The organism is Bradyrhizobium sp. USDA 241 (assembly GCF_049739505.1).
Taxonomy (GTDB): Bacteria; Pseudomonadota; Alphaproteobacteria; order Rhizobiales; family Xanthobacteraceae; genus Bradyrhizobium; species Bradyrhizobium liaoningense.
The window spans coordinates 1,617,122-1,635,841 of sequence record NZ_JBMGPZ010000005.1 but is presented as its reverse complement, the minus strand read 5'-3'; the positions used below and the strand labels follow the sequence as shown (position 1 = coordinate 1,635,841).

Sequence of the window (18,720 nt, the reverse complement as noted above, 5' to 3'; positions counted from 1 at the left end):
CCCTCTCACCCGATCTCGAAGGCGTCGGCGGCGAGATGGGCGTGCTTGTCGTGCCAATGCTGCGCGATCTGCAACCGCGTCGGCACCCAGACGCGCTCATGCTTGCCGACATAGTCGAGGAAGCGCATCAGTCCCGCCGCGCGGCCGGGCCGGCCGGCAAGGCGGCAGTGCAGGCCCACCGACATCATCTTCGGCGCGGTCTCGCCCTCGGCGTAGAGCACGTCGAAGGCGTCCTTCAGATAGGTGAAGAACTGCTCGCCTTCCGCGAACCCCTGTGGGTTGATGAAGCGCATGTCGTTGGCGTCCAACGTATAGGGAATGATGAGCTGCTTGCCGCCCGGACCCTTCACCCAATAGGGCAGATCATCGGCATAGGAGTCGCAGAGATAGAGGAAGCCGCCCTCCTCCATCAACAGCCGGTTGGTGTTGATCGAGGAGCGCCCGGTGTACCAGCCGAGCGGCCGCGAGCCGGTCGCCTCGAGGTGGACGCGGACCGCTTCGGCGATCTCGGCACGCTCCTGCGCTTCCGTCATGTCCTTGTGCTCGATCCACTTCAGGCTGTGGCTCGCGATGTCCCAGCCTGCCTCCTTCATCGCCGCGACGATCTCGGGATTGCGCTTGAGCGCAGTGGCGACGCCGAACACGGTGGTCGGCCAGTTGCGCGCGGTGAACATCCCCCACAGCCGCCAGAAGCCGGCGCGCGAGCCATATTCGAACATCGATTCGATATTGGCGTGGCGCCGGCCCGGCCAGGGCTGCGCGCCGAGCACGTCCGACAGAAACGCCTCCGAGGCGGCGTCGCCGTGCAGGATGTTGTTCTCGCCGCCCTCCTCGAAATTGACGACGAACTGCACCGCGATCCGCGCGTTGTCGGGCCATTGCGGATGCGGCGGATTGCGGCCGTAACCGCGGAGATCGCGAGGGTAGCTTGTGTCAGTCACTCAGACTTCCTCGAACCGGATCGGCAGGGCGCCCTTCCACAGCACGCTCTTGCCCAGTGTCGCCAGATTCTCCAGGCCCGAGGTCAGCGTGATGAAATGGTTGCCGGCGAGCTGGCCCATCTTGCTCGCGAAATGCACGCCGCCATAGGCGAGCAGGATCTCGGTCTCGCTGATGCCGCCCGGGTAAAGGATGATCTGGCCAGGCGCGGGATAGCTGGTGTGGTTCTCGTAGCCGACGCCGAAATCGAGGTCGCCGAGCGGCATCCATACGGCCTCACCGCTCCAGCGCACATGGATGATGTGGCTTTCGAACGGCAGTGCCTTGCGGAACGCGGCGACGGTCTTCGGCGCCAATTGCTCTTCGAAGCGGGCATCGAAGGTGAAATCGCCGGCGCTGATAACGAGTTTGCTCATCTCATCTCTCTGAATCGGGGCCGGTGGCCCCACGGATAACGCTCAAGCAAAGAGCATTCCCGACAGTTTCACGCAAGTGGTGGGGTCCATCACCTGCGATCGCAGGACCCGCCGAAAATGTCGCTCCGGCGTGTCTGGCTCCGGCCCGGCGGCTGGCGGAGGCACCCCTTTGGGTCTCGCATGTCATGGCGCCATCGCTGTCGCCCGGGAAACTCAAACTGGCTCCATTGAACCGGATTGTGGCGGGCAAGTCCACCGGCGCCGCCGGCGGAATTGCCGAATAGCTGGCCGGCGCCAAGCGACGTCTGCGGGGGGCGAGCTCGAGCGCGGCAATGCAGCTGAAGGAGCGCTGCGCTGCGTCCGGGGCACGAGAGCAGAGTATGGCGCAGGCTTTCTCCTCCTCGTCATTGCAAGGAGCTCTTGCGACGAAGCAATCCAGGCTGCCGCTGCGGAAAGATTCTGGATTGCTTCCGCCTTCGCCGAAGGCTTCGGCGGACAAGTCGCTGCGCTCGCAATGTCGGAGCAAGGGGCGGCATCGCCGCTCTTCCAACACGCATTTCAAATGGCAGGCACTGCTTCGCGTTCTCGCGGCTGAATTCGCCCGAGCTTTGCTTCGTCGCTCACCCTCTCGAGCCAAGAGGGCGCAGGGAAGACCGGGTGCTGACCTCGCACCCGCGGTCCGCTGCGCGAAAGTGTAGCGCAAAGAGACCGCACAGCAGCATACAGGTGGTGCCAATCACTCGGCCTTCCCTGCGCGATGGTCGGACGGCTTATGCCGTGCTCTCCCGGGAGCCGAGTTCGTTCTGGCCTCCCTCACTCCCGCGGAATTCACCGGCGCCGCGCCGGTTGACGCGACTGCCGCCTCCGCGAGGGCTTGACCGTAGCAACGACGGCCAGGACCACACGGTTTTGCCGTACGCGCGGCCCGCCATTTCGCCGCAGTTTTCCCAGCCCTGTCGACGGAGCCGGAAACTTACAGGCGAGACGAAGCCTAGCAGCGCCGCTCGTCCGCACGCAGCTTCGGGCTCACGGAGAGCAATCCGCCCTGCCCTTCACCTCTCGTGCACGACGCTGCCGCGTCCACCGCAAGCCCGGCTCGCGACGATGACGACCTCATGATCGCCCCACTTGGATGAGCCGGGATGGGCGACACATACGCCATTTCCGAATTTCGGTAAAGTAGAATATTTTCGCGCGATAGGATTGACAGAGTAGCAAAACACCCCAATCGCCAGCGAAGCCCATTGAAGCCTGATGGGATGAGGCTTGATCGCTGCAACGAGGGAGGTGCACTCCCTCTCCCGCTTGCGGGAGAGGGCTGGGGAGAGGATGTATCCCCAAAGGGACAATCCCCAAGAGGAGAAAGCCCTCTCCCGCAAACGGGAGAGGTGAACGACCCGCGGCACTCGATTCGAGCTAAGCCATTCGGCTTTAGCTGCGTTCGGACCTCCGGTTCGCAGGTTGGCAGAGGGAAACGATGCCAAAATCAAAAAGGGGCGGTGCAAAGCACCGCCCCTTGGCTAACGCGACCGCTCAATACGGCGCGTAACCATAGCCCGGACCGTAATAATTAGGACCGCCGCCGTAGTAACCCGGACCGCCGTAATAGCCCGGGCCGCCATAGTATGGACGCGGGCCATAATAGTAGCGGTTCTCATAGTACTCGCGGCGGCGGCTCTCGGCGATCGCGCCTCCGATCAGACCTGCCGCCATGCCCATGAAGGCGAGACCTGCGGCGTTCGGCCCACGTCGGTGGTAATGGCGACGCCGGGCTGCGCTGAAATCAGTGACGTCGGACACGGCCTGGCCGGCAACGGCCGCCTTCACGGCCGGTGTCCCGGCCGAGGCGGCCGTTGACGGGGATGCGGAGGCTGCGATCAGGGCGAGGCTTGCGAACGCGGCCACGACCGTGTTGCGGCCGGCTGCGGAAATCATCGGTCCAATACTCATTTCGACCTTCCTCTGTTCTCGCCAAAAAGACATAAGCAAACCTCCGACAACGCGCAAACCATTGAAGTAGTTTCATGATCGCGGCGATCTGCCACGCTTTGAAGATTGTAAACCGAACGATCAGGTCCAGCTTGAACCATCCAACCTGAGCGGTTAATGAACAGCCGCGCCGTTTCTCGGTCGCCGTAAGCGTTTCACGTGAACCAACGCATCAACCGACGCCGTCGGGATCGATGCAATTTTCAAGGTTTCAACGTGATCGACGCGTCCTTTTCCTCGAAAGAAGTTCAGATGATTGCGGTTCGCAAACTGCCGGCGCGCTATGCGCCGATCGTCATGCCATTCGTGCTGTCCATCCTCATGACCGCGGTGGTCTCGGTCATATCGACGCTGCGAAGCCTCGGCGCAACGCCGGCGTTCCTGGCGACCTGGCCAGGCGCCTGGGCGCTGTCCTGGCTCGTCGCGTTTCCGACGCTGCTCATGGTCCTGCCACTGGTCCGCCGGATCGTGGCCTACCTCGTCGCAGCACCACCCGGCCGATAGCCGATCCTTACGAGAGCGCCCCAAGCACGCCCCTCGTCGCCTTGTCGATCTCCTCGACATAGCGGCGACGGGCGAAGCTCTCGGTGAGGAAGCCGACCACCTTGCGGCTGTCGGTGGAATCGACCACCGCCAGCATCTCGGCCTCGGCCTCGTCGAACACCGCCATCGCCGATTTCACGTTCATTTCCGGGATCAGCACGATGTCGATCAGGCGGGCGAGCTCGATCACCTGGATGTCGTCGGCGATGCTGTCGAGATCATTGGAAAACAGGTCGGGCAGCATGACCAGCCCGACATATTCGTCCGCATTGTTGACGATCACGATTCCGGGCCGCGAGCCCAGCGCGAACTCGCGGCGGACCGCGGCGATCGTCGTGGTCGACGGCACCTTGCCGACGTCGGAGCGCATCAGCCGTTCGACCGTCAGGTTGCGCAGCCAGCCGACGTCGTTGGCGCTTCGGATGGTCTCGCCGCGCAGATGCAGCCGCCAGGTCGAGAAGGAGTGGCCGAACATGAAGCGGACGCAGATCGAGGTGACGATGCAACCGGCGAGCACCACGGCGGTGACGTCGACATTGCGGGTCATCTCGAGCACGAGGAACGACATCGTCAGGGGACCGCCGACGATGGCGACACCGAGCGTTGCCATGCCCGTCAGCATCGCGACCAGCGGATCGATCGCGAAGTTCGGGCTGATCAGGAGCAACACCGCGGCGAAGAACTTTCCGATCAGGCTGCCGACGAACAGCGAGGCGAAGAACAGGCCGCCGCGGAAACCCGAGGCGAGCGAGATCAGGCAGGCCGTCACCTTCAAGGCGATGACCAGCGCGATCAGGCCGATCGTCATCTCGTGAAAGAGATCGAGCACCATGGCACCGTGGCCGGCTGCCAGCACCTGCGGCGTGATGATCGCGAAGCCGCCGACGATGAGGCCGCCGATCACCGGACGCAGCCAGACCGGCATCCAGGCGAACAGGCGCTCGAACATCGGCGAGGAGCGCATCACGGCGATGCCGACGCCGCTGGTGATGAGGGCGAGCCCGATCAGGGCCAGGTACTGCTCGACGCCGACGGCGCTGACCTTCGGGATCTCCAGCGAATAGGGTGCGCCGCCCAGCCATTGCGCGGTCAGGGCGCCCGCCAGCGAGGCCGCCAGGATCGGCGCGGCGCTGCCGACCGAATAGACGCCGACGATCAGCTCGCAGGCGTAGAAGGCGCCGGTGATCGGCGCGCCGAACGCCGCCGCGATCGCGGCCGCCGCGCCGCAACCGACCATCAGACGCAGATCGTTGCGGCGAAGATTGAAGAACTTGCCGAGCAGCGAAGCGATTCCCGAACCGATCTGGGTATAGCCGGCCTCGAGGCCGACCGAGGCGCCGCAGCCGTTGGAGATCAGCGTCTGGCTCGACACCACCACGCTGTCGCGCATCGACAGATTGCCGCCGCGTAGCGCATTGGCCTCGATCGGGTCCACCGCGTTCGAGATCTTCATGCGCCGCCGCGACCATTCCATGATGCCGAGCGAGAGCCCTCCGAGCGCAGGTGCGATCAGCGCCGCCAACGGGCTGACGCTCTCGTGAGCCGACAGGTGAACATCAATGGGAATGCCGTAGATTACCACATGCGCGAGCTGGGCAATCTGGGCCATCAACGTCACGACCGAGCCCGCGAGCGTGCCGATCACGAGCGCAAGCGGGATCAGGTAGAACTCGTTGCTGCGCAGCAGGGCGCGCAGCCGAACCATGGTGCGGTTCGTCCCCTTGCGATCGACGAGATGCTTGATCCGCACGAACACCTTCTGCCCGCCCCTACCCTTCCGCCAGTCCGTAGCCGGCCATGCGCTGGCGGACCCGCTCGATCTCGTCGCTGGAGAGCAGCGGCGGCCGTCCGATCTGGAGGCAGCCGTGATATTGCCGCGCCAGCGTCTCGACCTCGACGGCGAGCCACATCGCCTTGTCCAGCGTCTTGCCGATCGCGATCATACCGTGGTGGTCGAGCAGGCAGGCAAGCCGGCCTTCCAGCGCCCGCACCGCATGTTCGGACAGCTCCGCCGTTCCGAACGTCGCATAGGGCGCGCAGCGGATGCTGTCGCCGCCGGCCGCCGCGATCATGTAGTGCACGGGCGGGATCTCCATGCCCATGATCGCCAGAATGGTGCAATAGGTCGGATGGGCGTGCACCACGGCATTGACGTCGGGCCGCGACTTCAGGATGTCGCGATGAAAGCGCCACTCGCTGGACGGTTTCTGATCGGGCGCGTGTGTGCCGTCCATGGCCATGAAGACGATCTGGTCCGGCGACATGGCGTCATAGGGCACGCTGGTCGGCGTGACCAGGAGCCCGTCCACATGCCGGACACTGATATTGCCCGAGGTGCCCTGGTTGATGCCGAGCGCGTTCATGCGCCGGCAGGCGTCGACAATGGCCTGTCTCTTGGCGAGTTCGTCTGCTCTCATCGACATTGCGATTTCCTGACGAAGGGCTTGCTGGACCGGAAGTACGTCAAAGCAACATGGCAGCGCAAGCGAAAGAGTCCCGGATCCTCTCCGTCTCGGCGACGCCCCTGCCAAACCACGAAACGGACGGAAATATGAAAGAATCTAAGGATTGTCGCGGCCAATGGCAGGGTCGTTCGGGCCGCAGCAATCCCGGTGATCACGAACCACACTGAGGAGACCGCGAGCAGCATCCGAGAACGCGCGCGAGCACGGCACTTCCAGTGCGACCAAGGGTGCGCGCGATCACCGTCAGGATCGAGGCGGCAATCAGCGGCGCGCGCAGCGCGATCTGGCTCCATCGGCCTTGTCGCGGCTGGGCATCGAAGACGATATCCGGGGCAGCGAGCCCAAGGGTGCGCCGGTCCAGCCACCGCTTGCGGATCTGGTCCGACGCCGCAGGCGCATGGAACGAGGTTTCGGCCGCCGACTTAGCTCAGCATGACCACAATGGACATCGATGGAGACCAATCATGAGCGACAGCGGAATTGGCATGCTGCTGGGCCATGCCTCGGCCCAGATGCTTTGGCTCTGGTTCATCGGCGCGTTCGTGCTCGGCGGAGCCCTCGTTTACGGGGTGATGAAGGCCGGCCATCTGCGCGGCAGCGAGCGGGCACGCCTCGATCGCGCGACGGAAGAACGGCAGCGCCAGGAAGACCCGTACAAGCGCCCGACCTGAGCGATCCGCGAACGCGGGGTTGCAGTTTGGAACTTTCGTTCTCCGAAGGTTTTGATCGCCCGAGGATTGAGGAAGGCGACGCCTTCCCGTGTCACCTCAAGAGGAGGACGTATGGCTAAACGAGCAAAGAAGCGCGCGACCAGGAAGACAGCGGCGCGGCGACCGCGTCAGGCGCCGAAGATGCTCAGCGACCTGTTTCTGGAGACGCTGAAGGACATCTATTTCGCCGAGAACAAGATCATCAAGACCTTGCCCAAGATGGCGAAGGCAGCGCAGTCGAAGGAGCTGACCGCCGCCTTCAACAAACATCTGAAGGAGACCCAGGGCCAGGTCAAGCGGCTGGACCAGATCTTCAGGATGCTGGGCAAGCCAGCACGCGGCAAGCCCTGCGAGGCGATCAACGGCATTACCGACGAAGGCGCCGAGATCATGAAGGAGTTCAAGGGCGCGCCGGCGCTGGATGCCGGATTGCTCGCGGCCGCCCAGGCTGTCGAGCACTACGAGATCTCCCGCTACGGCACGCTCCGCACCTGGGCCGAGGAGCTCGGCATGCAGGACGCAGCAAGGCTGCTCCAGGCGACGCTGGACGAGGAAGAGGCGACCGATCACATACTGACGGAGCTCGCCACCTCCGTGATCAACCTGGAAGCGGAAGAAGAGTACCGCGCCGCGGCCTGACCCGCGCCGGCCAATGACGAAACGCCGCGGCCCGTGCCGCGGCGTTTTCTCGTTCGACGCTTTCTTGTTCGATGGCACGACGGCGCATGGCACACCGGCGCCACCGCACTGGATTTCCCGGGAACCAGCCCCATATGCAGGCTTTCCCACCCCCGAGCCCGCATCATGCAACCCAAAAATCCCCTCAACTGGATGCTGTCCGAAGCCCTGGACTCGCTGACCCGCGCCGACCGGCTGCGCCAGCAGTTCGGCCGCCAGGAAGCCTGCTGGGAGCCGCCGATCGACGTGCTCGAAACCGAGCGCGAGCTCCTGATCCTGGTGGCGCTTCCCGGCGTCAATCCGGACAATGTCGAGACGGTCATCCATGACGGCGTTCTCGTCATCTCCGGTCAGCGCACCCTTCCGCCCGAGCTTCGCAACGCCCGCATCCATCGGCTCGAGCTGCCGCAGGGCCGCTTCGAGCGGCGCATCGCGCTCCCCCTTGGCCGCTACGCCATCAGCCGCTTCGTGATGGACGGCTGCGTCGCGCTGCGCCTCGCCAAATCCTGAGGTCGATCATGGCCAACGAACAGATGAACAACGAACAGACCAATAACGACGTGAAGATCCCCGAGGACGCGCTGATCATCATCCCCGTGCGCGAGATGGTGCTGTTTCCCGGCGCCATCGCGCCGATCACGATCGGCCGGGCGAAGTCCATCGCCGCCGCGCAGCAGGCGCTGCGCGAGCAGCGCCCGATCGGCATCGTCCTGCAACGCAGCCCCGAGACCGAGGAGCCCGGGCCGGACGACCTCTACAGGGTCGCCACCATCGCCAACATCGTGCGCTACATCACCGCGCCCGACGGCACCAACCACATCGTCTGCCAGGGCGTGCAGCGCGCGCGCATCCTCGACTTCCTGCCGGGGACGCCGTTCCCGGCCGCCCGCTTCCAGCAGATCCCCGAGCCGACCACGACCTCGCCCGAGATCGAGGCGCGCGCGCTGAACCTGCAGCGTCAGGCGATCGAGGCGATCGAGCTGCTGCCGCAGGCGCCGCCCGAGCTGGCCGCGGTCTTCCAGGGCACCAGCGCGCCCGGCGCGCTGGCGGATCTGGCGACCTCGTTCATGGACATCAAGCCGCAGGACAAGCAGGAGGTGCTGGAGACCATCGACCTCGCTCTCCGCGTGGAGAAGGTGTCGAAGCACCTGGCCGAGCGGCTGGAGGTGCTGCGCATCAGCAAGGAGATCGGGCAGCAGACCAAGGCCTCCTTCGACGAGCGGCAGCGCGAGGCGATCCTGCGCGAGCAGATGGCGACCATCCAGCGCCAGCTCGGCGAAGGCGACGGCAAGGCGGCCGAGGTCACCGAGCTGACGGCGGCGATCGCCAAGGCCAACATGCCGCCGGAGGCGGAGGCGCACGCCAAGAAGGAGCTGCGCCGCTACGAGCGCATGCCGGAAGCCGCCGGCGAAGCCGGCATGGTCCGCACCTATCTCGACTGGCTGATCGAGCTGCCCTGGGCGCTGCCCGCGGAGAAGCCGATCGACATCAAGGAGGCGCGCCGCATCCTGGACGCGGATCATTTCGGCCTGGAGAAGATCAAGAGCCGGATCATCGAATATCTGGCGGTGCGCAAGCTCGCCCCGCAGGGCAAGGCCCCGATCCTCTGCTTCGTCGGCCCGCCCGGCGTCGGCAAGACTTCGCTCGGCCAATCCATCGCACGCGCGATGGATCGCCCCTTCGTGCGCGTCAGCCTGGGCGGCGTGCATGACGAGGCCGAGATCCGCGGTCACCGGCGCACCTATATCGGCGCGCTGCCCGGCAACATCATCCAGGGCATCAAGAAGGCCGGCGCGCGGAACTGCGTCATGATGCTGGACGAGATCGACAAGATGGGCCGTGGCGTGCAGGGCGACCCTTCCGCCGCCATGCTGGAGGTGCTCGACCCCGAGCAGAACGGGACGTTCCGGGACAATTACCTGGGCGTGCCCTTCGACCTGTCGCGCGTGGTGTTCATCGCGACCGCCAACATGCTGGACCAGATTCCGGGTCCGCTGCTGGACCGCATGGAGCTGATCAGCCTCGCCGGCTACACCGAGGACGAGAAGCTGGAGATCGCGCAGCGCTATCTGGTGCGGCGACAGCTCGAGGCCAATGGCCTTTCGGCCGATCAGGCCGAGATCGAGCCGGAGGCGCTGAAGCTGGTGGTCAAGGGCTATACCCGCGAGGCCGGCGTGCGCAACCTCGAGCGCGAGATCGGCAAGCTGTTCCGCCACGCCGCGGTGCAGGTCGCCGAAGGCACGGCCACGAAGGTCGTGATCACGCCGAAGGACATCGCCACCGTGCTCGGCCAGCCGCGCTTCGAAGGCGAGATCGCACTGCGCACCAGCGTTCCCGGCGTGGCCACCGGCCTTGCCTGGACGCCGGTCGGCGGCGACATCCTGTTCATCGAGGCGACGCGCGTGCCGGGAAAGGGCGCTCTGATCCTGACCGGCCAGCTCGGCGACGTCATGCGCGAGAGCGTGCAGGCCGCGATGACGCTGGTGAAGAGCCGAGCCGCCCAGCTCGGCATTGATCCCCAGCTGTTCGAGAAGAGCGACATCCACGTTCACGTCCCCGCGGGCGCAACCCCGAAGGACGGGCCGAGCGCCGGCGTCGCGATGTTCACGGCGCTGACGTCCCTGCTCAGCAATCGCACGGTGCGCAGCGACACCGCGATGACCGGCGAGATCTCGCTGCGCGGCCTGGTGCTGCCGGTCGGCGGCATCAAGGAGAAGGTGGTGGCTGCAGCCGCCGCCGGATTGAAGCGGGTGATGCTGCCGGCACGCAACAAGCGGGATTATGATGACATCCCGAAGAGCGCGCGGGACAACCTTGAATTCATCTGGCTGGAGCGCGTCGACGAGGCCATCGCCGCGGCGCTCGAGCCGACCGAGTTCAAGGTCGAAGCTGCGGAGTGAATGCGATGAAGAAACTGCTGGAGAAAGCGAAGAGATCGCGGAAGACGCAGCGGCTGCGCCAGTTGCTCGATCGCGCGATCGACCGGGTTCGCGATGCGCTTGCGGCGCCTGAGCCGCGGCTTCAGCCAGTCCCGGTCCGGGTGAAGCGCCGCAAGGGTTGAGCCCTCCGTCTCAAGCCCCCGCGGCTGCCCCAAACAAAAGGCCCCCTCCTTGAAGGGGGTCTTTGCGTTCTTAGGACACGGCGTCCTTGGCGGCCTTGACCGGGCGGGCGCGGACGATCTTCCGGGCCGGCTTGGCCTTGAACATCATCTCTTCACCCGTGAACGGGTTGGTGCCCTTGCGCGCCTTGGTCGCGGGCTTCTTGATGACCACGAACTTGGCGAAGCCCGGCACCAGGAACAGGCCGTTCTTCTTGAGCTCCTTGTGGCCGACGTCGGTCAGCGTCTCCATGACGTTCTTGACGTCGCGCTTGGAAAGCTCGGTGGCGGTCGCAATCTTTTCGATCAACTGCGATTTGGACATTTGGGTTGGCATCGTGTCTCCTCTGATTCGTTGCCGGTTGCATATTAGACCAACCGTTGAAGGCCTATAGCCTTCTGCACAGTTTTGTCGCGAATTTACGGGCTTTTCTGTCCCCCTGTGGCAAAAAACCCTGCTTTTTAGCTACTTCCGGAGCGGGAAAAGCCTCGAGCAGCGGTTTTTGCCTTGTTTCAAAGGCCCGTACGCCATCTTGCTAGAACTGATTCGCGGCTTTCGACAAGCGACGACCGGCCTCTTTGTCGGAGACCGGTCGCGTTTCACCCTGAAAAATAAGGACTGGATCGCACCGCAATGCCCTCCCTCTCCCCGCTTCTCACCAGAGCTTTCGTGCGGCGAGAGGGGAAGAGGAGGCCGGCTAGACGCGCTCGATGATGATGGCGGGCGCCATGCCGCCTGCGGCGCACATGGTGACGAGTCCACGCCTGAGGTCGCGCCGCTCGAGCTCGTCGAGCACGGTGCCGATCAGGATCGAGCCGGTGGCGCCGATGGGATGGCCGAGGGCGATCGAGCCGCCATTGACGTTGACCTTGGCGCGGTCGAGCTTGAGGTCGCGGATGTATTTTTCCGTCACCACCGCAAAGGCCTCGTTGATCTCGAACAGGTCGATGTCGTCGATGGTGAGGCCCGCCTTCGCAAGCACCTTGCGCGTCGCCGGCACCGGCGCGTTCAGCATCAAGGTCGGCGAGTCCCCCATGTTGGCCATCGCGACCACGCGGGCGCGCGGCTTCAGGCCATGCGTCTTGGCGTAGGCGGGCGAAGCCAGAAGGATCGCGGCGGCGCCGTCGACGACGCCGGAGGAATTGCCGGCGTGATGCACGAAGTCGATGTTCAGATCGGGATATTTTTGCAGGATCAGGCCGCGATAGGTCGTGCCCTTGTCGTCGAGCGCGTAGTCCGCAATCGCGGGGAATGCCGGTTTCAGGCTACTGAGCCCTTCCATCGTGGTCTGCGGCCGCGGATACTCCTCGTGGTCGAGCGCGAGGCTGCCGTCCTCGCGGTGGACGGGCACGAGGCTCTTCTTGAAGTGGCCGTTCGCGATCGCATGCGCGGCGCGCTTCTGGCTCTCCAGCCCGAGCGCGTCGACATCCCTTCGCGTGATGCCTTCCATGGTCGCGATCGCATCGGCGCAGACGCCCTGATGCGACTGCGGATGCCGCGCGCGCAGACGGAGATTGCCGCCGTCCATCATCATCGGACCGCCGCCACGGCGTCCGTCCATCGACATCATCTCGCAGCCGCCGGCGATGACGAGGTCTTCGGCGCCGGCCATGATCGAACTTGCGGCCATGTTGACGCTGGTGATGCCGCTTCCGCAGAAGCGGTCGAGCGTCACCGCGCTGGCGCGCACGTCATAGCCGGCATCGAGCGCGGACATGCGGCCGAGATCGCCGCTTTGCGTTGCGACCTGCGCGCTGCAACCCCAGACGATGTCGTCGACGTCGGCCGTATCGATGCCGGTGCGATTGGCAAGCGCGCGCAGCACGGTTGCGCCCAGTTGCTGCGGATGAATGCCGGAGAGCGCTCCCTTGCCGGCCTTGCCGATGCCGCGTGGGGTCCGGCAGGCATCGATGATCAGCGCGTCAGCCATTGGCGTTGTCCTCTCGTTTATGGATGTTGAGGGCGTTGTGAATCAGGGGAGGAGTGGAGTCAATGCGCGGCGTTTGCGCCCTCACCCGATTTTCCGCCGCGCGTAAAATCGAACCGACCGCACGATGCCGCCGCAACGTCATGCCCGGGCTTGACGGACCCCGCGCGCGATCGGGCTTCGAAAGAGAGGAGAGCTACACGCCCGCCGCGTTCTTCGCGATCACGTTGCGATAGAAGCTGGCGCTGAGTTTGGGCGTGCGAACCTGGGTGTCGAAATTGACGTGGTAGAGCCCGAAGCGCTTGTTCAGGCCATAGACCCACTCGAAATTGTCCATCAGGCTCCAGAGAAAATAGCCGCGCACCGGCACGCCCTCGCTGGTGGCGCGCTGGAGCTGGGCGAGATAATTGCGCAGATACATGATGCGGTCGGTGTCGTAGATCTTGCCGTCGGGCGTCACCGCATCGTCGCCGGATGCACCGTTCTCGCTGATATAGATCGCATCCGTCTTCCAGATCTTTGCCGCCAGCTTCGGCACCCAGTAGATCGTCTCGGGCCCGACGCGCAGCCAATCCGAATTCATGTGCGGAAACGATTTCGGGATCGGCAGCGGCATGAAGCCCGCGCCCTGGTCGGAGGCCACGACGTAATTCTGTGGCGCATAGATGTTGAGGCCGAGGAAGTCGACCGGCGAGGAGATGATCTTGAGCTCCGCATCGGTGAATTTCGGCGCGTTGGGCCCGGCGAATTTCAGGAAGGCGTCGGTATAGCGCCCCGTCATGATGACGTTGAGATAGCCGGCATTCATCTCGCGCAGCGCGATCTCCGCGGCGCGAACGTTCTCCGGCGTGTCGATCGCGGGGGCGCAGGCATCGACGTTCTCGGCCGGCCCCACCCTGGTGCCGCGGCGGCCATGGGCGCGCACCGCCTGCACCGCGAGCCCGTGCGCCAGCGCGCTGTTGTGCCTGATCTGGTTGACATCGGCCTGCGGCAGCGTCAGGCCCGGCGCGTCGATGCCGATGCCGTAACCGAAATAGACGAAGCGGCCGCTCTCGTTCAGCGTGAACACGTTCCTGACCCGGTCGGTCAGTCGCTCGGCGACATAGGCCGCGTAATCGCCAAAGATCTTGCAGGTTTCCGTCGAACGCCAGCCGCCGAAACGGTCCTGGAGCGATTGGGGCAGGTCCCAATGATAGAGCGTCAGCCACGGCTCGATGCCGTTCTTCAGGAGCTCGTCGACGAGACGATTGTAGAAGTCGAGCCCCTTCGGGTTGGGCTTGCCGTCGCCGTCCGGAAACAGCCGCGGCCAGGCCACCGAGAAGCGATAGGCCCTGCAGCCGAGCTCCTTGATGAGCGCGATGTCCTCCTTGTAGCGGTGATAGTGCTCATTTGCGCGGTCGCCCGTGGTGCCGTCCTCGATCTTGCCGGGAATGCGCACGAACTTGTCCCAGATCGACGGCCCTCGCCCGTCCTCGTCGACCGCGCCTTCCACCTGGTAGGACGAGGTCGCCGTGCCCCAGACGAAGCCCGACGGAAAGCTGCTTCCACCGCGCAGCGGCCGGGCCGGCTTGGCTTCGGCTGCGTCGAGCGCGCCAGTCATCCCGGCTGCGGACAGCCCCGCGATCTTCGCAAGCTGGCGACGCGAGACCTTGTCCGTCATGGATGCTTCTCCGCTTCCGGTGGTTGCGGACGCACAATGGCGAGTCGCGGGCCGTTTGAAAAGCAAGCTTTGGCGAAGGCCGGATGCAGAAACTGGCGGCCTTGGCGCGACATATGGATGCGGGCCAGCCGACGCGGCTGCTGTCCGATCAGCGCGAGCGCTTCGGTAATTTTCGCAGCTTGTCGGGATTGAACGCCGGCACCTGCTCGGCTTGTTCGCGTGCAGGCGGCTGCTGTTCCGTCAGGATGAGCGTGCCATGAAGGATCATTCCCGGCACCTGTTGTGCCGTCGCGGTGTAGCTCGCGATCTTGCCGGGGCAGCGTCCCTCGATGTCCAGCGTGAGCTCATCCTCAACGCCAAAGACCGTTGAACGCCCATCGGTATGACGCTTCGTCGATACGGTCGCGGTGAAGCGCTCGCCGTCGACCGAGCACGAGCCGTGATATGTCATCAGGCTGTCACGGCCCCAAATCTGGCCGTCTGCGACATGGACGATCCCGGTACCCTGGTCGAGGGGCGTCCTGTACCACGCCGCGTAGGTGCCGTCCTTCAGCATGGGAGCAGTCTCTCCTGGTATTCCCACGCGGACCATTGGCACGATTTAATGCCAAGAAACCGTTAATGGCCGTGCCCGTGCCAATCCGGTCTTTCCTTACGCAGCTCGGCCTCAAGCTCCTCGATGATGCTGTGAAGCAGATGCGCGGCAAGCGGGTCGGTGACTTCGCGCTCCAAATGCCGGTAACGCGCGATCAGGAATTCCTGCTCTCTCAACTGGCGTTCTGTCATCAGACGGGCCCTCCGGCAAACCGACGCGCAGAAGACCGAGCAGTTTCATTACAATTTTCAGATCATTTTCCATGGTTTCTGATCGGTTAAGGGCGGCGCCAAGCCCGCGGCGCCGGGCGACAGCTCAACGTCGCTCATCGTGCATTCGTGCAACCGCACGATTGCCCGGAGCAGGATCGGGCAAAACAGAACCGTTCCAGGCAAGACCCGGAGCCTCTGCGCCGCATAGAACTCGCGCCGACCCGTAAAAGCACGGGCACCTGATCTGAAGCAGCAAGCGATCAGAAGGAGCCACGACATGACCGGGAGCACCGCACTCATGCGCAATCACCCGTCCAGGGGCCAGCCACCCCTGCCCAGCGCACAACCCGTCGACATCGCCATGTCCGAGCGACGCACCGCCGAGGCGGAGATGGCGCGGGTGCTCGGGACTGAACCGACCCGCATGGCGCTGGACGCCTCCGGCGCCGGGATCGCGCACTGGAAACACGATCCATTGCATGACGTCGTCGAACCCATGAGCCACCACGTGATCATGGCCTATAACGGCGTGATGCAGCGCATGGAGCGCCGGTCGGGAAAATCGGTTTCGATCGGCACGTTTCGTCCTGGAGTCGTGATCATCATCCCGGAAGGATCGAGCTCACGATGGGACATTCCGAAGCCCGTTGATGTCGTTCAGCTCTACCTTCCGAATGCGACACTGAAGCGCGTTGCCGGCGAAGCCGGGATCACAGGAGCGACCGACCTGCTGGAGCGGACCGCGCACCCTGACCCCATTACGTCCCGACTGCTCTTGAGCGCAGCGGATGCGCTCGAAGGCAATGGGGTCCTCGACACCCTGTTCCGGCACCAGGTGACGGATCTTCTTGCCACGCGCGTCCTGGCTGCGCACACGGGTGCTCCGGCCACGTTCCAACCGACCATGGGCGGGCTGTCGCCGAAGGTCCTGCTCCGCGCGATCGAACGGTTGCGCTCGGACAGCGATGCGGACGTCTCCCTCGATGCGCTGGCGTCCGATGCCGGCCTCTCGCGCTTTCACTTCTGCCGCGCCTTCAAGGAGAGCACCGGGCTCTCGCCGCATGCCTGGCTGCGCCAACACCGGCTCGAGCAGGCCATGAACATGCTACGGGAGAGCGACGACCCGGTCGTCTCGATCGCTGCGGCACTTGGCTATTCCTCGCAGACGGCGTTCGCCGCGGCCTTCAGGAAGCTCACCGGCGAAACGCCGAGCGAATGGCGCAGGCGCATGCGTTAGCAGCAATCGCTCGATGGCAACAGCAATCGCTCTGGGGCAGCGGCACGCCTGATCGGTTAGACCGTCACCATGTCCAATCCCATGACGGAGGCAAATGATGATCGGGAAAGACTTTGTCCACCGGTTGGCCATCACCTCATCACGCAAGGGTCTCGCCACCGCGGTCGTGTACGGACTTACGCTGACTGTTCGCCTCACTTCAGCAACAGGTGACGACATCCCGCCGCAATCCGCACAACACGCCCACCCGGTGATTTCGGTGATCAGCGGGGACAGCTTCCGCCTTCCCTACCAGGACTGGAGCCGCAAGTCCGCGCGGTCGATCGTCTTTCGTCAGGACTGGCCGACCGGCTGCCCGCTCCAATAGGCGTCAGCAAGCTCGCTTCAATCATTCGCGTCGTCGCTGACCGCGACAGGACTTGCCGCAAACCCGCGGCGGCAGCGGCAACGCGCCTGTGCCCAGGAAGATCAACCAAAGGAGACCGTCAATGCGACTAGTCATCATCGGCGCCGGCTTCGCCGGCATGAGCTATCGCCAAATTTTGGTGACGGCCGGGCCGGTCAGGCGGCGGCGGTTTTGGGCTCACGGTCAGCCGTGCTTGGCGATGACCTCAATCCCGTCGTTGAATGTCACACCGAGCACGAGTTTTGGCAACTGGTTGTGACCATCGAGTCGACGCCAACTTTTCTGCGCGGCCTCGGCCAGTTTGAAGACCATCGCGAGCGCCGTCCTGTTGGACAGGCAACCCTTCGATCGGATCGAGCGGTGGCGCACGGTGGCGAAGGTGCTTTCAATGGGATTGGTCGTCCGCAGGTGTTTCCAGTGCTCGGCGGGGAAGTCGTAGAAAGCCAGCAGCGTGTCCCGATCCTTGCCGAGGCAGTCGGCCGCCTTTTCGTATTTGAGTGTGTAGCTCTCGATGAAGGCGTCGAATGCCAGCTCGGCGGTGGCCTTGGACTCCGCCATCCAAATCTCCTGCAGCGCGCGTTTGGCTTTCGGCTGCTGGCTCTTTGGCAGCTTGGCGAGCACGTTGGTGGTCTTGTGCACCCAGCAGCGCTGCTCGCGCGTTGTCGGCCAGACCTCACCGGCGGCCTTCCAGAACCCGAGCGCGCCGTCGGCAATGACGAGCCGCGGCGACACGTCGAGCCCACGCCGCTTCAGATCGAGCAGCAGATCGCGCCAATCGTGCGCGCTCTCGCGGGCGCCATCGGTGAAGCCGACCAGTTCCTTGCGGCCTTCCGGCGTCGCGCCGATCAGCACCAGGATGCACTGCTTCTCGTCCTCGAGGCGAGCTTCGAGATGGATGCCATCGGCCCAGATGTAGACATAGCGCCTGGCCGAAAGATCGCGCTTTTGCCACGCGGCGTACTCGTCGAGCCAGCCGTCCTTCAGGCGACCAACGGCGGATGCCGACAACCCGGCAGCATCCTTGCCGAGCAGCGCCGCCAGCGCCTCGGAGAAGTCGCCGGTCGAGATCCCCTTCAAATAGAGGATCGGCAGCAGCGTCTCGATCGACTTCGACCGCCGCATGTAGGGCGGCACGACCGATGGCGAGAACCGGATACGGTCGGGATCGGCGGCGGCGGCCTCGCGATCGCGCACACGCGGCTGGCGGACGGAGACTGGACCGATCCCGGTCATCACCTCGCGCTCCGGCAGGTGACCGTGGCGGACCACACGCTGCTGGCCGTCCTCGGTCTTCACATCGGCATGCTTGCCGAGAAAGTCCGCGACCTCGGCCTCGACCGCCTGCGCCAACAGAGCGCGGGCCCCGTTACGCAAGATTTCGGTGAGTTGGTCGTCGAACACTCCTGGCTGAATCAGCTTGGTGACGTTATCGTTGGACACGGCATATCGCTCCTTCGGTGGAGAAGTGGAGGCGTCAAGCACCCCCACGATATGCCGCCTTCCCGATTCCCGCCGTCACCAACTTTCAGCGATAGCTCCCGGCATGTACGCCGCCCTTTCCGCCGCCCGCCTGCGCGAGATCCAGGGCGTCTCGCCCGACGAACTCGAGATCACGCTGGTCGCACCCGAACCGACGCTGGTCGTCCGGCCGCGGCTCTACGAGAAGAATCCGGAGACCTTGACGGCACCGCTCCTCGATGTGCTCGAGGCGATCGACGTCACCTATGTTCAGGGCAGCGTCGAGACGGTTGGAACCCAATCCCGCATGGTGAGGATCGCCACGGCGCAGGGAACCAAGAAGACGCTCTCAGAGCTGGCCCCGGTTGTTTGGACAGCGCCCCGCTG

The 18,720-nt window shown here is 64.6% G+C and carries 18 protein-coding genes and 2 pseudogenes; 9 read left to right on the top strand and 11 right to left on the bottom strand.

Annotation, left to right across the window (positions count from 1 at the left end):
* Positions 1-5: 5 nt before the first annotated feature.
* The 3 genes from puuE to ABIF91_RS29630 all read right to left on the bottom strand — a co-directional run bounded on the left by puuE (position 6) and on the right by ABIF91_RS29630 (position 3,305).
* Complete coding sequence (gene puuE / locus ABIF91_RS29640; RefSeq protein ID WP_028181037.1) at positions 6-941, bottom strand: allantoinase PuuE; 936 nt, start codon at positions 939-941, stop codon at positions 6-8.
* On the bottom strand, positions 942-1,355 hold the full coding sequence (locus ABIF91_RS29635; protein WP_028181038.1) for a DUF3830 family protein: 414 nt from the start codon (positions 1,353-1,355) through the stop codon (positions 942-944).
* Between the two features lie 1,533 nt (positions 1,356-2,888).
* A complete protein-coding gene (locus ABIF91_RS29630; RefSeq protein ID WP_028180884.1) occupies positions 2,889-3,305 on the bottom strand; it encodes a hypothetical protein in 417 nt (138 codons plus the stop codon).
* 291 nt (positions 3,306-3,596) lie between these two features.
* On the opposite strand from ABIF91_RS29630, the gene ABIF91_RS29625 reads away from it, so the two are divergent.
* Positions 3,597-3,848 (top strand): DUF2798 domain-containing protein, encoded by a 252-nt coding sequence (locus ABIF91_RS29625; protein ID WP_035676975.1) that lies wholly within the window; start codon positions 3,597-3,599, stop codon positions 3,846-3,848.
* A gap of 7 nt (positions 3,849-3,855) precedes the next feature.
* Here ABIF91_RS29625 and ABIF91_RS29620 read toward each other — a convergent pair whose 3' ends face one another.
* Positions 3,856-5,643, bottom strand: a complete 1,788-nt coding sequence (locus ABIF91_RS29620) for a chloride channel protein (RefSeq protein WP_028180882.1) — start codon at positions 5,641-5,643, stop codon at positions 3,856-3,858.
* Positions 5,644-5,656: 13 nt separating this feature from the next.
* Positions 5,657-6,310: an L-fuculose-phosphate aldolase gene (locus tag ABIF91_RS29615; RefSeq protein ID WP_028180881.1), complete on the bottom strand. Its 654-nt coding sequence runs from the start codon at positions 6,308-6,310 to the stop codon at positions 5,657-5,659.
* A gap of 506 nt (positions 6,311-6,816) precedes the next feature.
* Here ABIF91_RS29615 and ABIF91_RS29610 point away from each other — a divergent pair.
* The 5 genes from ABIF91_RS29610 (at position 6,817) to ABIF91_RS29590 (ending at position 10,801) form a co-directional block, all read left to right on the top strand.
* The gene (locus ABIF91_RS29610) at positions 6,817-7,023 is read left to right on the top strand and encodes a hypothetical protein (RefSeq protein WP_028180880.1); all 207 of its coding nucleotides are present in this window, start codon (positions 6,817-6,819) and stop codon (positions 7,021-7,023) included.
* Positions 7,024-7,134: 111 nt separating this feature from the next.
* Entirely contained in the window at positions 7,135-7,701 is a 567-nt protein-coding gene (locus ABIF91_RS29605) for a ferritin-like domain-containing protein (RefSeq protein ID WP_028180879.1), read from the top strand.
* Positions 7,702-7,866: 165 nt separating this feature from the next.
* Positions 7,867-8,250, top strand: coding sequence for an Hsp20/alpha crystallin family protein (locus tag ABIF91_RS29600; protein ID WP_028180878.1), 384 nt, complete (start codon positions 7,867-7,869; stop codon positions 8,248-8,250).
* An 8-nt stretch (positions 8,251-8,258) separates the two neighbouring features.
* Positions 8,259-10,640 (top strand): endopeptidase La, encoded by a 2,382-nt coding sequence (gene lon / locus ABIF91_RS29595; protein WP_028180877.1) that lies wholly within the window; start codon positions 8,259-8,261, stop codon positions 10,638-10,640.
* A 5-nt stretch (positions 10,641-10,645) separates the two neighbouring features.
* Positions 10,646-10,801, top strand: coding sequence for a hypothetical protein (locus tag ABIF91_RS29590; protein WP_162832024.1), 156 nt, complete (start codon positions 10,646-10,648; stop codon positions 10,799-10,801).
* Positions 10,802-10,871: 70 nt separating this feature from the next.
* Here the strand turns inward: ABIF91_RS29590 and ABIF91_RS29585 are convergent, their stop codons facing one another.
* The 5 genes from ABIF91_RS29585 to ABIF91_RS29565 form a co-directional block, all read right to left on the bottom strand.
* Complete coding sequence (locus ABIF91_RS29585; protein WP_027574583.1) at positions 10,872-11,174, bottom strand: HU family DNA-binding protein; 303 nt, start codon at positions 11,172-11,174, stop codon at positions 10,872-10,874.
* A 361-nt stretch (positions 11,175-11,535) separates the two neighbouring features.
* A complete protein-coding gene (locus ABIF91_RS29580; RefSeq protein ID WP_028180876.1) occupies positions 11,536-12,768 on the bottom strand; it encodes an acetyl-CoA C-acetyltransferase in 1,233 nt (410 codons plus the stop codon).
* 193 nt (positions 12,769-12,961) lie between these two features.
* Positions 12,962-14,425, bottom strand: a complete 1,464-nt coding sequence (locus ABIF91_RS29575) for a GH1 family beta-glucosidase (RefSeq protein WP_028180875.1) — start codon at positions 14,423-14,425, stop codon at positions 12,962-12,964.
* A gap of 148 nt (positions 14,426-14,573) precedes the next feature.
* Positions 14,574-14,981 carry a hypothetical protein gene (locus ABIF91_RS29570; protein WP_028180874.1) on the bottom strand — a complete coding sequence of 136 codons (408 nt, stop codon included), beginning with the start codon at positions 14,979-14,981 and terminating at the stop codon, positions 14,574-14,576.
* Between the two features lie 62 nt (positions 14,982-15,043).
* On the bottom strand, positions 15,044-15,211 hold the full coding sequence (locus tag ABIF91_RS29565) for a hypothetical protein (RefSeq protein WP_162832023.1): 168 nt from the start codon (positions 15,209-15,211) through the stop codon (positions 15,044-15,046).
* Between the two features lie 382 nt (positions 15,212-15,593).
* Here ABIF91_RS29565 and ABIF91_RS29560 point away from each other — a divergent pair, with 382 nt between their 5' ends.
* Complete coding sequence (locus ABIF91_RS29560; RefSeq protein ID WP_424579545.1) at positions 15,594-16,469, top strand: helix-turn-helix domain-containing protein; 876 nt, start codon at positions 15,594-15,596, stop codon at positions 16,467-16,469.
* 97 nt (positions 16,470-16,566) lie between these two features.
* Positions 16,567-16,836, top strand: a complete 270-nt coding sequence (locus ABIF91_RS29555; protein WP_035676972.1) for a hypothetical protein — start codon at positions 16,567-16,569, stop codon at positions 16,834-16,836.
* Positions 16,837-17,030: 194 nt separating this feature from the next.
* On the opposite strand, the pseudogene ABIF91_RS29550 reads toward ABIF91_RS29555, so the two are convergent.
* Positions 17,031-18,315, bottom strand: a pseudogene (locus ABIF91_RS29550) (IS256 family transposase).
* A 103-nt stretch (positions 18,316-18,418) separates the two neighbouring features.
* Between ABIF91_RS29550 and ABIF91_RS29545 the strand changes: the two are divergent.
* Positions 18,419-18,718, top strand: a pseudogene (locus ABIF91_RS29545) (NAD(P)/FAD-dependent oxidoreductase); the annotation flags it as partial.
* Between the last annotated feature and the right edge of the window lie 2 nt (positions 18,719-18,720).

Bases quoted from the DNA above. Each gene is read 5' to 3' on its own strand.
- ABIF91_RS29565 (WP_162832023.1), bottom strand. From the start codon at position 15,211: ATGACAGAACGCCAGTTGAGAGAGCAGGAATTCCTGATCGCGCGTTAC.
- ABIF91_RS29570 (WP_028180874.1), bottom strand. From the start codon at position 14,981: ATGCTGAAGGACGGCACCTACGCGGCGTGGTACAGGACGCCCCTCGAC.
- ABIF91_RS29615 (WP_028180881.1), bottom strand. From the start codon at position 6,310: ATGTCGATGAGAGCAGACGAACTCGCCAAGAGACAGGCCATTGTCGAC.
- lon (WP_028180877.1), top strand. From the start codon at position 8,259: ATGGCCAACGAACAGATGAACAACGAACAGACCAATAACGACGTGAAG.
- ABIF91_RS29600 (WP_028180878.1), top strand. From the start codon at position 7,867: ATGCAACCCAAAAATCCCCTCAACTGGATGCTGTCCGAAGCCCTGGAC.
- ABIF91_RS29630 (WP_028180884.1), bottom strand. From the start codon at position 3,305: ATGAGTATTGGACCGATGATTTCCGCAGCCGGCCGCAACACGGTCGTG.
- ABIF91_RS29605 (WP_028180879.1), top strand. From the start codon at position 7,135: ATGGCTAAACGAGCAAAGAAGCGCGCGACCAGGAAGACAGCGGCGCGG.
- ABIF91_RS29580 (WP_028180876.1), bottom strand. From the start codon at position 12,768: ATGGCTGACGCGCTGATCATCGATGCCTGCCGGACCCCACGCGGCATC.
- ABIF91_RS29625 (WP_035676975.1), top strand. From the start codon at position 3,597: ATGATTGCGGTTCGCAAACTGCCGGCGCGCTATGCGCCGATCGTCATG.
- ABIF91_RS29560 (WP_424579545.1), top strand. From the start codon at position 15,594: ATGTCCGAGCGACGCACCGCCGAGGCGGAGATGGCGCGGGTGCTCGGG.
- ABIF91_RS29610 (WP_028180880.1), top strand. From the start codon at position 6,817: ATGAGCGACAGCGGAATTGGCATGCTGCTGGGCCATGCCTCGGCCCAG.
- ABIF91_RS29590 (WP_162832024.1), top strand. From the start codon at position 10,646: ATGAAGAAACTGCTGGAGAAAGCGAAGAGATCGCGGAAGACGCAGCGG.
- ABIF91_RS29635 (WP_028181038.1), bottom strand. From the start codon at position 1,355: ATGAGCAAACTCGTTATCAGCGCCGGCGATTTCACCTTCGATGCCCGC.
- ABIF91_RS29555 (WP_035676972.1), top strand. From the start codon at position 16,567: ATGATCGGGAAAGACTTTGTCCACCGGTTGGCCATCACCTCATCACGC.
- ABIF91_RS29585 (WP_027574583.1), bottom strand. From the start codon at position 11,174: ATGCCAACCCAAATGTCCAAATCGCAGTTGATCGAAAAGATTGCGACC.
- ABIF91_RS29575 (WP_028180875.1), bottom strand. From the start codon at position 14,425: ATGACGGACAAGGTCTCGCGTCGCCAGCTTGCGAAGATCGCGGGGCTG.